Raw genomic sequence first — 14,150 nt, 5'->3', positions numbered from 1 at the left:
GGTTTGATTGTCTTCCGTTACCTGTCCCGTGAAGTGTTGGTCACCATGAGCGCGGTGAGCGCCGTGCTGCTGGTGATCATCATGAGCGGCCGCTTCATCAAGTACCTGGCGCAGGCCGCCCAGGGCATGCTGGACCCCGGCTCGCTGTTCATGATCATGGGCGTGCGCCTGCCCGGCTTCCTCCAGTTGATCCTGCCCCTGGGGCTGTTCCTCGGCATCCTGCTGGCCTATGGCCGGCTGTACCTGGAAAGCGAGATGACGGTGCTCACCGCCACCGGCATGAGCCAGCAGCGCCTGCTGGCCTACAGCATGGCGCCGGCGGCGCTGATCGCCCTGCTGGTGGCCTGGCTGAGCCTGTCCCTGGCGCCCCAGGGCATCGCGCAGATGCAGCTGATCCTGAACAAGCAGGACGCCATGACCGAGTTCGACACCCTGGCGCCGGGCCGCTTCCAGTCGATGCGCGACGGCTCGCGGGTGACCTACACCGAGCAGCTGAGCAACGACCGCACCCAGCTCGGCGGGGTGTTCATCTCCGACAAGAACCCGCCGCGCAACGGCCAGGACCGCGGCCTCGCGGTGCTGGTGGCGACCAGCGGACAGCAGCAGATCCACCCCGACGGCAGCCGCTACCTGATCCTCAAGGACGGCTTCCGCTACGACGGCGTGCCCGGCCAGGCCGACTACCGCGCCATCAGGTACGACACCTACGGCGTGCTGCTGCCCAAGCCGGAGGTGAGCAGCGAGATCGACGACCGCGACGCCATCCCCACCAGCGACCTGTTCGCCAGCAAGGAACCGCGCATGCGCTCGGAGCTGCAGTGGCGCTTCTCCATCCCGCTGCTGGTGTTCATCGTCACCCTGCTGGCGGTGCCGCTGTCCAAGGTCAACCCGCGCCAGGGCCGCTTCCTCAAGCTGCTGCCGGCGGTGCTGCTGTACATGGCCTACCTGGCGCTGCTGATCGCCGCCCGCGGCATGCTCGACAAGGGCAAGATCCCCATGGCCCTGGGGCTGTGGTGGGTGCATGCGATCTTCCTGGCCATCGGCCTGCTGCTGGCCTTCTGGGAACCGCTGAGTCTGAAATGGGCGGCCTCGCGCGCACGCTCCGTGAAGGAGCGCAAGCATGCGTAAGCTCGACCGCTACATCGGCATCACCATTTTCGTCGCCATCCTCGCCGTGCTGGGGGTGATCCTCGGCCTGGCCCTGCTGTTCGCCTTCATCGATCAGCTCGGTGCCCTGGACGAGAACTACACCCTGGGCGTGGCCCTGAAATACGTGCTGCTCACCGCGCCCAGCCGCGCCTACGACATGCTCCCGATGGCCGCGCTGATCGGCTGCCTGGTGGGCCTGGGCACCCTGGCCAGCAACAGCGAGCTGACCATCATGCGCGCCGCCGGGGTGTCGCTGCAGCGCATCGTCTGGGCGGTGATGAAGCCGATGCTGGTGCTGATGTTCGCCGGCATCCTGATCGGCGAATACGTGGTGCCCTACACCGAGACCCAGGCCCAGAGCGACCGCGCCCTGGCGCAGAGCAGCGGCGGCGCGGTCAGCTCGCGCAACGGCCTGTGGCACCGCCAGGGCCAGGAATTCATCCACATCAACGTGGTGCAGGCCGACGGCACCCTGCTGGGCGTGACGCGTTACGACTTCGCCGAGGGCCACGTGCTCAAGAGCGCCAGCTTCGCCAAGCGCGCGGTGTTCCGCGACGGCCAGTGGACGCTGGAAGAGGTGAGCACCACGCTGCTGCACCCGCAGGAGAAGCGCAGCGAAGTGGTCAGCGCGCCGTCGGAGGCCTGGAACATCCAGCTCAGCCCGCAACTGCTCAGCACCGTGGTGATGGAGCCCGAGGCGCTGTCCATCAGCGGCCTGTGGGAATACATCCACTACCTCAAGGACCAGGGCCTGAGCACCAACCGCTACTGGCTGGCATTCTGGACCAAGGTACTGCAGCCGGCGGTGACCGCGGCCCTGGTGCTGATGGCCATCTCCTTCATCTTCGGCCCGCTGCGCAGCGTGACCCTTGGCCAGCGGGTGTTCACCGGGGTGCTGGTGGGCTTCACCTTCCGCATCGCCCAGGATCTGCTGGGGCCGTCGAGCCAGGTGTTCAACTTCCCGCCGTTGCTGGCGGTGTTGCTGCCGGCGGCGATCTGTGCGCTGCTGGGGGCGTGGTTGCTCAAGCGGGCGGGGTGATATCCCTGGCGGTTCGGTGCGGCCGGCGGGCCTGATCGCGGACGGAGTCCGCTCCTACGCCCGTACCTCCCTGAACCTTAGGCTTACGCCGAGGTGCTCTTCGTAGGATGGGTTGAGCTTGCGAAACCCATGCGGTGGCGCTGATGGGTATCGCTTCGCTCAACGCCATCCTACGAAAAGCCGTGCTTCCTGGAGCCGTAGGAGCGGACTCCGTCCGCGATTGGACTCACCGGCCACGCCGGACGCCCCGGCGGCACGAACGGCCCCAGCCTCACCCCCGCCCCTGCGTCGCCTTGCGCACCGCCTTGGGAATCTGGATCACCACGCTCTCCGAATAGCGGTCGTGCCAGGTGCGCTTGTCCTTGTCCCAGAGCATCCACAGGAAGCCCAGCCCGCCGCAGGCCCAGGAACCGATGGCGATCATGAAGCGCAGCAGCGCCTGCATCAGGCTGATCGGCGTGCCGTCGGCGTTCTGCACGCGCACGCCCCAGACCTGCATGCCGAGGGTCTGGCCCTTGTGCGTCCAGAACTTGGCGAAAAAGGCGAACAGGCTGATGAACAGCAGGCTGGACAGCAGCGGGTCGCCGACCAGAGCGCCCTGGTCGGCGAGCTGCCTGAGCTTTTCGCCGCCCAGGAGCAGGCGCAGCAGCACCTGCTGGTAGAGCAGGGTGACCACCATCAGCAGGGCCACGCAGAGCAGGAAGTCGTAGAACATGGCCGCGAAGCGGCGCAGCAGGGGCGCGGGGGGGAAGTTCCCCTCCGGCTGGAGTCGGGCTTTGGGCATGGCGTCGTTCGGCGCTCGGAGCAGGGACGAGGGCGGGGATTATACGACCTTTGGTCGATCGCCACCGAGGCCAGGTGCCGCAGGCGGAATGATCTACGCTGGTTTCAGGCGCCCGCTCAGGCTGCTCGCCGAGCCCGATGACAGCGGCGGCGCCCGGGATGACACGGATGCCTGGATCGAGCAAAGTCCGGCGCCTGCTCTGGCGCCTGTGCGTTTCCCTGCTGGTCGCCCTGCTGCCGCTGCTGCTGGGCGGGGGCATCATCTATTGGCAGACACTGGTCAGCCTCCAGCGCGAAGCGGGGCTCGCCTCGAGCGAGGCGCTGCATCTGATCGATATCATGCTCGGCAACGCCGCCGGCTCGGCGCGGGCCACCATCGCCTACGCCGAAGGGCCCTGCTCCGCGGCCGAGCTGGTGCTGCGCGAGCAGGTCGCCACCGTGCCCTTCGTGCGCACCGTCAACCTGGTGCGTGACGACCGGGTGTTCTGCAGCTCGCTGTTCGGCAACGTCGACGAAGCGGTGAACACGGCCGATTTCGTCGACGGGCGCCTCAACCTGTTGCCCGGCAATGCGGTGACGCCGGACTTCGCGCTGATCGTGTACCGCCTGGCCGAAGGCCCCGCCGCCGTGCTGGCGGCGGTGGACGGGCGCTACCTGAGCAACGTCCTGCAACTGGTGAACCAGCGCAGCGAACTGCTGGTCCAGGTCGGCCCGCGCTGGATGGACGAGGCGGGCGAGGTGCACGAGGGTGCGCCCGACGCCTTCCCCCTGGCCGAAACGCGCCAGGCCTCGACGCGCTTTCCCTACCAGGTGGTCGGTGGCTTCCCGGCCGGCGCCCAGTGGGGCGTGATGCGCGACGACTACTGGCCGCTGTTCGCCATGCTGGCGGTGCTTGGCGGGCTGTTCGGCCTCGGTTGCCACTGGATGCTGGGGCGCGCGGCGACGCCTGCCCGCGAGATCGAGCGGGCCATGTACGCCGGCGAATTCGTGCCCTTCCTCCAGCCGCTGGTGGACGCCGCCAGCGGCCGCTGGATCGGCGCCGAGGTGCTGATGCGCTGGCGCCACCCGCGCGCGGGGCTGGTCAGCCCGGACATCTTCATCCCCCTGGCCGAGCAGAGCGGCCTGATCGTGCCCATGACCCGCGCGCTCTTGCAGCAGTTGGCGGCCCAGTTGCCGAAGCACGCGCACCTGCTGGGTGAGGGTTTCCACCTGGGCGTCAACGTCAGCGCCGTGAATTGCCGCAGCAGCAGCCTGTTGACCGATTGCCTGGACTTCCTCGGCGCCTTCCCGGTGGGTTCGGTGCAACTGATGCTGGAGCTGACCGAGCGCGAACTGATCGACACCCCCACCGACGACCTGCTCGGCTGCCTGCGCGAGCTGGGCGTGACCCTGGCGATAGACGACTTCGGCACCGGCCATTCCAGCCTGGCCTACCTGCGCCGCTTCCGCGTGGACGCCCTGAAGATCGATAAGAGCTTCGTCGCCACCGTCGACGACGACAGCCGCTCCCGGCACATCCTCGACAGCATCCTCGACCTCTGCGACCGCCTGGACCTGCAGGTCATCGCCGAAGGCATCGAGACGCCGGCGCAGCGCGACTACCTGGCGGCCCGCGGCGTGCCCTGCCTGCAGGGCTACCTGTTCGGCAAGCCGATGCCGCTGGCGGAGTTCGTCGCCGAACTGGAGCGCCGCGTCCGCGCGGGCGTCTAGGACGGTGGTGGACTGAACTGCGTATGCCGAGCCCATACCGACGGCGCCCAGCGGGCACCGTCGGCAGCGCAGCGGCGATCAGACGTAAGCTTGGGCGCGGCGGTTGCCGCGGGGCAGGCGGGTCTTGCCGGACAGGGCGCTCAGGCGCGCCTGCCAGGCTTGCCGGGCGGCGTCGCGGCCGGATTGCGCCGGTGCCGGGGCGCGGGCGGGCTGCTTGCTCTTCGGCGCCGCAGCCGGCGCAGGCTTCGGGACGGCGGGCGCGCTGCCCGCGGCTTCCTGCGCCTGGGTGAAGGCGTTGGTGCGGCGGCAGGTCTTGCAGCTGACCTGCGCGACGTCCTGCGAGCCCGCCACGTTCGGGTCGCTGCGGCCGCAGGCGGCCTGGCTGGTGCCAATCAGGAAGTGAGTGACCATGTGGACCTCCTAGTCAAAAAAGGGGCGGCATTATTCCACAGGGTTCCCGGCGCGCCAGCGCTGCCGGTCATTTTCGGATGAACGTCCGAATCAGCCGTGCTGCACCCCGGCGCGCTTGAGCAACTGCTTGCAACGCTCGGACAGGTGCACCACGCGCAGGTGCTTGCCGGCCCTGGCGTAGCGCTCGCGCAGGGTCTTCAGCGCGGCGATGGCCGAGTAGTCGACGAAGCTCAGGTGGCGGCAGTCCAGGGTGACCTGCGGCGGGTCGCCGGCCGGGTCGAACTGCTCCAGGAAGGTCGTGGTGGAGGCGAAGAACAGCGTGCCGTGGAGGCGGTAGAGCTTGCTGCCGTCGGCCTCCAGGTGGCTGTCGGCGTAGAGTTCGCGGGCGTGCTTCCAGGCGAAGTCCAGGGCGGCCACGACTATGCCGCAGAGCACGGCGGTGGCCAGGTTGGTGAACACGGTGATGACGGTCACCACGACGATCACCAGCACGTCGCTCGCCGGCACCTTGTTCAGCACCCGCAGCGAGGCCCAGGCGAAGGTCTGCTGGGCCACCACGAACATCACCCCGACCAGCGCCGCCAGCGGGATGCGCTCGATCAGCGGGGAGAGGAACAGCACGAAGAGCAGGATCATCACCCCGGCGACCACCCCGGAAACCCGCCCGCGGCCGCCGGAGCCAAGGTTGATCATGGTCTGGCCGATCATGGCGCAGCCGCCCATGCCGCCGAACGCCCCGGAGACCATGTTGGCCGCCCCCAGGGCCACGCACTCGCGGTCCGGGTAGCCGCGGCTCCGGGTGATTTCGTCGGTGAGGTTGAAGGTCAGCAGGGTTTCCAGCAGGCCGACCAGCGCCATGAGGATGGCGTAGGGCGCGATGATCCGCAGCGTCTCCAGGTTCCACGGCACCTGCGGCAGGGCGAAGGCGGGTAGGCCGCCGGCGATGTGCGCCATGTCGCCGAGGGTGCGCGTGGGCAGGCCGAGCAGGTACACCAGCAGGCCGACGCCGAGGATCGCCACCAGCGCCGGCGGCACCGCGCGGGTCAGCTTCGGCAGCAGGTAGACGATGGCCATGGTCAGCGCCACCAGGCCCAGCATCAGGTACAGCGGCGCGCCGTCGAGCCAGGCCCCGCCGGTCTTGAAGTGCTCCAGCTGGGCCAGGGCGATGACGATCGCCAGGCCGTTGACGAAGCCCAGCATCACCGGGTGCGGCACCATGCGCACCAGCTTGCCCAGGCGCAGCAGGCCGAAGGCGATCATCACCAGGCCGCCCAGCAGCACGGTGGCCAGCAGGTACTGCACGCCGTGCTGCACCACCAGCGCCACTATTACCACGGCCATGGAGCCGGCGGCCCCGGAAACCATGCCCGGCCGCCCGCCGAACAGGGCGGTGAGGGTGCAGATGAAAAAGGCGCCGTACAGGCCCATCAGCGGGTTGAGGTGGGCCACCAGGGCGAAGGCGATGCACTCGGGCACCAGGGCGAAGGACGTGGTGAGGCCGGCCAGGATGTCGGCGCGCAGACGGGCGGGTTTCATGGCGTTCCTGAGGTCAGGGCCGGTGGTGCCGGCCGCGGGTGGTGCGGATAGAGGACGCGCATGGTACGCAATGCCGCATGCTCGAACCAGTCGCGGCGCATGCCGTTTTGTCCGGGCCCCACCCCGGTGCTTCCCTCATGGCGAAGGGTTCGCTGCCCACAGGTGGCAGCGAACCCTTGAAAGGCGCCGCTGTTGCGAGCGGCGAATGAATGGCCTGTTCAGCGACTGCTGGAAATGGCCAGCTTGCCGGTGGCTATGAGTGCGGCGATTTCCTCCATGTGCAGGGATGTCTCCTTCAACGCCTCCACCACACCTTCGATCAGGTGTTGCGAGAGTGGGTTGGCGACAGGCAGCCCCTTCAGGTAGTCGGCGAGAAGCTCGGCCGCCATGTCGTTGTTGTAGGCGGTCGTCATCAGAGAGCTGTGGATATTCTTCGGATCGAGAAACATGGCTTCCACCTGCGGGGGCGCGCGGACGCGCCCCCGTCACACTGAGTCAATCCCACTGGTAGCCAACGCCTACCGAGACGCCGACGTCGCCATCGCTGTCCGCGCTTCCCTGGAGCTTGGTGACCCACTTGCCGTCCTTGGTGATGTGCGACACGCCGACCGCCAGCGCCTGCTCGCCACGGAAGTTGCCCAGGCCGGCGGAGGTCATGCTTGCCCCCGGCGCATGGGGCTGCGGCAGGCTGGCCATGGCCATGGCCCCGGCGATGCCGGCACTGAGTTCGTCGTCCAGTTCGTTCATGTCCTTGCGCAGGGCGTGGTAGCTGGCGTCGGTGTAGGCCTTGGCGCCGCTGATGCCGCTGTTCAACTGGCCGAGGTTGACGGCGTCGGTGGCCTGGGTGCCGGCGGCCACATTGGTGATCTGCCGGGCGTTGGTCGCGCTGCCGACGGATACCGTGTTCGCCCTGTCGGCCACCGAGTTGGCGCCCAGGGCCACCGAGTTGGAGGCCTTGGCGTGGGCGCTTTCGCCCAGCGCGGTGCTGTGCTCGGCGCTCGCCTGGGCCCTGGTGCCGATCGCCGCGCTGTTCCTGCCGCTGGCCTGGGCGCCGGCGCCGCCGGCGATCGCATCCTGGCCGACAGCCTGCGGCTTGCTCAGCGCAGAGCTGTTGTTGCTCTGGAACATGCCGTCGGTGCCGTTCTGCAGGTTGGTCACATGGTTATGGACATCGCTGACCCGCTGGTCCACCTGCGCCACGCTGTCGTTCAGGGCGCCGGCCGAGGTGTTGACGGCGTCCGTGAGCTGGTCGACGTTGACCGCGTCGGTGCCGGCGGTGCCGCGGGCGACATTGGTGATCTGCCGCTCGTTGCCCTGGCTGCCCACGGAAACGCTGTTGTCGCGATCGGCCAGGGAGTCCGCGCCCAGGGCCACGGCGTTGCTGGCGGTGGCATTGGCGCCGCTGCCGATGGCGGTACTGCGTTCGCCGCTGGCTTGTGCGGCGCTGCCCACTGCCGTGGCGTCCGCCGCGCTGGCGGAGGCGCCGGCGCCGGCGGCCATGCTGCGCTCGCCGCTCGCCTGGGCGGCGTCGCCCAGGGCCATGGACGAGGTGCCGGTGGCCGAGGCGGCCGGTCCGACTGCGATGGAGTCCGCGCCGGCCGCAGAGGCATCGGCCTTTTCCGAATTGGCGCGGAAGTAGCGTGACACGCCGGTCTGGTTGATCCCGTCCTCCAGGGCGCTGACGCGGGTGTCGGTGCGGTACAGCTGCGAGCCGACCACCACGTCGCTGGAGTCCGCGGCGATCCGGCCTTCCTCGACATTGGTGATGCGCGAGCGGCTGGTTGCGCCGGCGCTGCCATGCATGGCGCTGAAGGCGCCCAGGGAGTCGTCCCAGAGCAGGGCGTCACCGCGCAGTTCGCTCACTTCGTCGCGGGTGGCGTTGAGTTGGGAGACGTTCACGGCGTCGGTGTCATCGCTACCCGCGGCGACGTTGGTGATCCGCCGCTTGAGATCCTGGTTGCCCACCGAAACGCTGTCGTCGGCATCGGTTACCGAGCCATGGCCCAGGGCCACGCTGCGGGCGTGTTCGGCGCGGCTGGCGGTGCCCAGCGCCATGGAGTGCTCGCCGCTGGCCACGGACCAGCCGCCGATGGCGTTGGCGGCCTGGCCTGTCGCCGCCGAGGCGATGCCCAGGGCGGTGCTGCCGTCGGTGGAGGCCAGGGCTTCCTTGCCGAGCGCCGTGCTGCCTACGCCCAGAGCGCGGGACCAGGCGCCGGCCGCCGTGCTGGCGAGGGCCGCCGCCTCGGCTTCGGCGCCCAGGGCGGTGGCGCTTTGCGCCGTGGCTTCGGCGCTGTTGCCCAAGGCCACGCTGTGCCCGCCGGTGGCCTGGCTCCAGGCGCCGACGGCAGTGCTTTGCTGACCGCTGGCCTGCGCGCTGGTACCCAGTGCGGAGCTCTTTTCACCGCTGGCCTGCGCCTGCACACCCAGGGCGCTGGCGCCGGCGCCGCTGGCGCTGGACCAGCCGCCGACGGAGGTGGCGCTGCTGCCCGTCGCCTGGGCCTGCAGGCCTATCGCCGTGCTGCCATGGGTGCTGGCCCGGGCCTCCTTGCCGACCGCGGTGGCGCCAATGCCATGGGCCATCGCCCAGTTGCCGACGGCGGTGGCGGAGTTCGCGCTCGCTTCGGCATCGACACCCACTGCCAGCGCGTCGCTGGCGGTGGCTTCGGCACTGCTGCCCAGCGCGGTGCTGCGCTCACCGGTGGCCTGGCTCCAGCCGCCCAGCGCGGTGGCGCGATCGCCGAGGGCATCCGCCCTGACGCCAACGGCCGTCGCGTGCTGGCCGGATGCGTGGGCCTGGTTGCCGGCTGCCAGCGCGTTCTCGCCGCTGGCCAGCGCCGCCGTGCCCATGGCGATGGCGTTGCTGCCGCTGGATTCGGACTGCGGGCCTATGGCAATGGCGTTCTCGCCGCTGGCGTTGGCGTCCGGGAGCTCGGAGTTGGCGCGGAAGTAGCGTGTGCCGCGCTGGTAAACGTCGCCCAGCCAGTCCGCTACGTCGCCAATGGCGTCGGCCGCTTCTTCGCCCAGGCGCTGGAGTTGCGAGAGGTTGACCGCGTCGGTGGCCTGGGTGCCCTCGGCCACGTTGGCGATGCGGCGCTGCAGGTCGGCGTTGCCGACCGAGACCTCGTTGTCCGCTCCTGTGGCGGAGTTCAGGCCCAGTGCGACGCTGCCCTGATGCGACGCCACGGCTTCCTTGCCGAGAGCCACGCTGCCGATACCGCTGGCCTTGGACCAGGTGCCCACGGCAGTGCTGGCCAAGGCGGCGGCTTCGGCTTCGGCGCCGAGCGCGGTGCTATCCTGTGCGGTGGCTTCGGCGCTACCGCCCACGGCGGTGCTGCGCAGTTGCGTGGCTTGGCTCCAGGCCCCGAGGGCAAGGGCGCGTTCGCCCGCCGCGTCGGCGGATACACCCACCGCAGTGGCGTTCGCGCCGCTGGCGGAGCTTTGCGTGCCGAGCGCGGTCGAGCCGCCGGCGGTGGCGCTGGCCAGCTTGCCCAGCGCAGTGGCGTTTTCGCCGCTGGCTGCGGTTCTTGCGCCAACTGCGGTCGCCCCGTCGCCGGTGGCCTGGGCCGCGATGCCCAGGGCGCTGGCATCGCCCTGGGAGGCCAGGGCTTCCTTGCCGAGAGCCACGCTGCCGATACCGCTGGCCTTGGACCAGGTGCCCACGGCAGTGCTGGCCAAGGCGGCAGCTTCGGCTTCGGCGCCGAGCGCGGTGCTGTCCTGTGCGGTGGCTTCGGCGCTACCGCCCACGGCGGTGCTGCGCAGTTGCGTGGCCTGGCTCCAGGCCCCGAGGGCGAGGGCACGTTCGCCCGCCGCATCGGCGGAGACACCCACCGCAGTGGCGTTCGCGCCGCTGGCTTGGGCGGCGCTGCCCATGGCGATGCTGTCGCTGCCCGAAGCCACGGCCTCGGGGCCGATGGCTACGCTGTCCTGGCCGTTGGCTTGGGCCATCGCCTTGTCGGAGTTCGCCTGGAAATACTTCGTCCCGCTTTCATAGACGTCGCTGAGCCAGTCGGAAACCGACTGCAGCGCTGCTTCGCCTTGCTGGCGCAGCGTCTCCAGCTGGGAAAGGTTGATGGCGTCGTTGGCCTGGGTGCCGTCGGCTACATGGGTCAACTGGCGGTCGAGGTTGGCGTTGCCGATGGAGACGCTATCGTTCCTGTCGGTCGCCGAGCCGGCACCCAGGGCTACCGAGTTGGCATGGTTGGCGCCAGCCCAGGCCCCCAGGGCCAGGCCATTGGCGCCGGCCGCCTGCGAATCCAGGCCCAGCGCGGTGCTGTGCTCGCCCTGGGCGCTGGCTCCCTTGCCGATCGCCGTGCTGGCCAGGCCCGATGCCGAGGAGTACGCGCCCAGGGCGGTGCTGCTGGCCTGGCTGGTGGCGGCGTTGCGGCCGATGGCCAGGCTGCTGTCGCCCTTGGCCTCGGTATTTCGTCCAAGCGCCACGCTGTTGTCGCCATAGGCGGCCGCCCACGGGCCGACGGCGGTGGCGTGGCTTGCCGATGCCGTGGCGTAGTCGCCCAGGGCCGTGCTGTTTACACCTGACGCACTGGCGCCGGTGCCTTCCTGCACGCTGGTGAGCATGGCGCCCAGGCGCACCTCGGCGCGCGGCTGGACCACCTGGCTGGCGCTGGCCTTGTCGTCGCCCTCGATCTCGGCTTCGGTGACCGCCCCGGCAGGAATGCCGAACAGCGCCAGGCAGGCGGAGGAAAGCAGGCCCACTGCGCCGGCCAGGCCGCGGTTGCGGTGCTTGCCGTGGCTTCTGGCGAATTCGCTGGCGACTACCCAGGCGCGGCGCGCCGCACTCCAGACCAGTCGGAATGACTTGTTCATGAGAGACTCCTTGCGGGGAGCTCCCCGCAAATGGTGAGAGGCCCCTGATCCGGGATCAGCGGGCGTTCGAGGTGGGGAGAGGGGGAAGGGCGCGTGCCGCCTGGGCAATCAGCGGGCGCTCCGGACAGGCCACCGGCGGTAGCCCCAGCTCCACCTGGTAGAGCCATCGGGCAGCGGCAGCGTCGTTACGCATGCCTTGCAGGTAGCCGCCGGCGAAGAGGGTGGCTTCGGCGATCAGGGCCCGGCGTTGCGGCAGCGTCAGCGGCATCCGGTCGATCGCCGCGAAAACACTGGCGGAGTCGGCCTTGCCGCGATACAGCTCGACCAGCGCATGCTGCGCCGCGTCGTCGGGCCGCACTGCGGCGAGCAGGCGCTTGAACGCCGTGTCGCGGGCGCGCCTGGAGGAGGCGTTGTCGCGCGTGACCAGCCATAGCCGCCAGAGCTGCGCATAGGCCTTCTCATCGGCGTTCGCGCCCTTCGAGGCGATTTGCGCGAAGGCACGGTCGGCGTCGCGGTAGCGCCCCAGGGCGGCCAGGTTGGCGGCGGAAGGCAGGGCGACCAGGTCGCTCCAGACGGAGCGGCCCAGCCGGTCGTAGTGGCGCCGTGCCTGCTGCGGCCTGCCCAGGGCGTCGTCGACCAGGGCCAGTTCCATTTCGAGCCGTCCGCTGCTGGTGCCCTTGGCCAGGAGTTTGTCGAGGAGGCGGTCGGCGCCCTGGAAATCGCCGGCGAGATAGGCCGCATGGGCGGTGCCCAGAAGCTGCTGGCTTTCGCTGGCGTTGACCATTGCGGCGAACAGCCAGCAGGCCAGGGCGATGAGCAGCCAGGTGGCTTGCGAGGGGCGGCCACGCCGGCCGCGGCCTCTGGCGTTCGTTCGAAGGCTATGAGCGCTGAATCCGAACATGATGTCTGCTCCCAAGAAAACGATGGGGGCAGGCTATGGCCGAAGGCTTCGTGTGGCTGTCGTGATGCGCCGGGATCGTTGTAGCGATTGCGCTACGCGGGGGGAGAGGGCGGCGGTTCAGGGCCGGAGAGCAACTGCAGTTCGATGACGCAGGGCAGCCGCAAGGGCAAGCCGGAAAACGTCAGCGACGCCCGTATCAGGGGGGCCAGACGCCTGGCCAGGCCGAGATGGGCGTCGAACCTGTCGAAGGGGAGGCCGGCATCCGGGGTGTTCACGTCGATCCGCCAGACGGACTCGCCGTGGCCGCGGTATTCCTGCCGTGCTTCCACATGCAGGTTCGCCGAGGACTCCGCGCTGACGAAGGCCAGGGCCGTCGCCAACAGTTCGCCGTACAGTCCGGCGTCCATCCAGGCGCATGTCGCCGTTTGCGGCAGCGAGAGCGTCACGCTGGCGGCGTAGCGCCTGGCGAAGGTCTCGAGCGCCTGGTTGGTGAGCGCGTTCAGGTCGCAGGTCTCCGGTAGCGGAACCCTGTTGCCCTGGTCCAGTTCGGCCAGTTCCAGCAGCAGCTCGGTATGTCGCTTGAGCATGCCGACGGGGTTTCGCAGCGAAGCCGCCTCCGGGGTGCTTTTCGCCAGGTCGGCCAGTTGCTCTTCCAGGATCGATAGCTGCTCTTCGAAGCGCTTGCATTCGGCGATGAAAAAATGGGTGCGCAGCTGCCGCAGGGAGAGCATTCGCTGCTGCGCTTGCGTCAGTTGTGCCACTTCGCTGTCGAAGTCGCTGACATCCACGATCGCACACAGCATGCCGAGCACCTGGCCGCTTTCGTCCCGGTGGGGCACGCCCCAGACCCGGACGGTGCGGGGGCCCTGGGGGAAGTGGGCCACGAAATCCGACACGAAGGACCTGGCGTCGGCCACGGCCTTGAGATAGCCACGACGCACCTGCTCGGTGAGTTGTTCCCCTACGATGCCGTTGGGGGCGATCTCCATGCCCAGGCACGCCTGCCGGGAAAGACCATGCAGGTCGGCGAAGCTCTGGTTGCACAGCAGCAGGGCCCCGTCCCGCGCGCGCAGTGCCGTCGGGAAGGGCAGCATTTCGATGAATTCCTGCAGGCGCGGGCCTTGCCCGCTGGCGAAATGCATTTTCCCCAGGCCCGCGGCGGGGGCGACGCCATGCCGCCAGGCGAACGCCAGCAGGTCCGCGTTCGAGTGCAGGTCCAGCTTCTGGAACAGGCGCGTCTTGTAGGTGCTGACGGCGCTGGGGCTCAGCTTCATCGTGGCGGCGATGGACTTGATCGGGTTGCCCTGCGCCAGTTGCTTCATCACGGTCAGCTCGCGGGGTGACAGGGTGGCCAGCAGCCGGCTCTCCTGGCGGTCGCCCGGGCGCCGCGACACATCCTCGAAGGCATGGCGCGGAAAGAAGGTCCGGCCACTGAGCAGTGTTCGAACCGCGAGAAGCAACTGCTCGGGCGGCTCGGACCTGGACAGGTACCCGGCTGCCCCGTATTGGCGGGCGAGATCGATGAAATGGGGCTGGTAGTCGTTTCCCAGGACCAGCACGGGGAGGTTGCGTCCGCTTTGCCGCAGCCACTGCAGGACTTCGGTGCCGTTGGTATCCGGAAGCATGAAGTCGAGCACCAGCAGGTCCGGCGCAGTGCTCCGCAGCGCGGCTATCGCGGCGGCCCCGTTGAACACACGGGTGGGAACCTCATGCGCCTGGTCTTTCAGGGCGGAGCTGGCACCGGCGCTGAACAGGGGTTCAATGCATGCAAGCAGTATGTTCGCCATGCGGACACCT

10 protein-coding genes are annotated in these 14,150 nt (G+C 69.3%); 3 read left to right on the top strand and 7 right to left on the bottom strand.

The features are described from left to right. Window positions 1–3 precede the first annotated feature (3 nt). Together lptF and lptG are read left to right on the top strand one after the other, a co-directional pair. Complete coding sequence (gene lptF / locus PcP3B5_RS24340; protein ID WP_061562622.1) at window positions 4–1,128, top strand: LPS export ABC transporter permease LptF; 1,125 nt, start codon at window positions 4–6, stop codon at window positions 1,126–1,128. Next, complete coding sequence (lptG, locus tag PcP3B5_RS24335; protein WP_009616143.1) at window positions 1,121–2,188, top strand: LPS export ABC transporter permease LptG; 1,068 nt, start codon at window positions 1,121–1,123, stop codon at window positions 2,186–2,188. The genes lptF and lptG overlap by 8 nt, the downstream gene beginning before the upstream one ends. Before the next feature lie 271 nt (window positions 2,189–2,459). On the opposite strand, the gene PcP3B5_RS24330 is transcribed toward lptG, so the two are convergent. Next, the gene (locus PcP3B5_RS24330; RefSeq protein ID WP_061562621.1) at window positions 2,460–2,972 is read right to left on the bottom strand and encodes an RDD family protein; all 513 of its coding nucleotides are present in this window, start codon (window positions 2,970–2,972) and stop codon (window positions 2,460–2,462) included. Window positions 2,973–3,139: 167 nt separating this feature from the next. On the opposite strand from PcP3B5_RS24330, the gene PcP3B5_RS24325 reads away from it, so the two are divergent. Next, window positions 3,140–4,681, top strand: a complete 1,542-nt coding sequence (locus PcP3B5_RS24325) for an EAL domain-containing protein (RefSeq protein WP_061562620.1) — start codon at window positions 3,140–3,142, stop codon at window positions 4,679–4,681. 78 nt (window positions 4,682–4,759) lie between these two features. Here the strand turns inward: PcP3B5_RS24325 and PcP3B5_RS24320 are convergent, their stop codons facing one another. From PcP3B5_RS24320 to PcP3B5_RS24295, 6 genes are all read right to left on the bottom strand, one after another. Then, window positions 4,760–5,092 carry a hypothetical protein gene (locus PcP3B5_RS24320; protein WP_058487342.1) on the bottom strand — a complete coding sequence of 111 codons (333 nt, stop codon included), beginning with the start codon at window positions 5,090–5,092 and terminating at the stop codon, window positions 4,760–4,762. Window positions 5,093–5,182: 90 nt separating this feature from the next. After that, on the bottom strand, window positions 5,183–6,628 hold the full coding sequence (locus PcP3B5_RS24315; RefSeq protein WP_061562619.1) for a SulP family inorganic anion transporter: 1,446 nt from the start codon (window positions 6,626–6,628) through the stop codon (window positions 5,183–5,185). Between the two features lie 218 nt (window positions 6,629–6,846). Continuing rightward, the gene (locus PcP3B5_RS24310) at window positions 6,847–7,077 is read right to left on the bottom strand and encodes a hypothetical protein (RefSeq protein ID WP_009616149.1); all 231 of its coding nucleotides are present in this window, start codon (window positions 7,075–7,077) and stop codon (window positions 6,847–6,849) included. A 46-nt stretch (window positions 7,078–7,123) separates the two neighbouring features. Then, entirely contained in the window at window positions 7,124–11,452 is a 4,329-nt protein-coding gene (locus PcP3B5_RS31645; RefSeq protein ID WP_061562618.1) for a YadA-like family protein, read from the bottom strand. Window positions 11,453–11,507: 55 nt separating this feature from the next. Then, complete coding sequence (locus tag PcP3B5_RS24300) at window positions 11,508–12,353, bottom strand: hypothetical protein (protein WP_009616151.1); 846 nt, start codon at window positions 12,351–12,353, stop codon at window positions 11,508–11,510. Between the two features lie 92 nt (window positions 12,354–12,445). Continuing rightward, window positions 12,446–14,140, bottom strand: coding sequence for a LuxR C-terminal-related transcriptional regulator (locus PcP3B5_RS24295; RefSeq protein ID WP_061562617.1), 1,695 nt, complete (start codon window positions 14,138–14,140; stop codon window positions 12,446–12,448). Window positions 14,141–14,150: the final 10 nt, after the last annotated feature.

Origin of the sequence: Pseudomonas citronellolis (assembly GCF_001586155.1) — a bacterium.
Classification (GTDB): Bacteria; Pseudomonadota; Gammaproteobacteria; order Pseudomonadales; family Pseudomonadaceae; genus Pseudomonas; species Pseudomonas citronellolis.
Note: the sequence above shows the minus strand (reverse complement) of the source record. Positions and strands in the feature narration are given on the sequence as shown.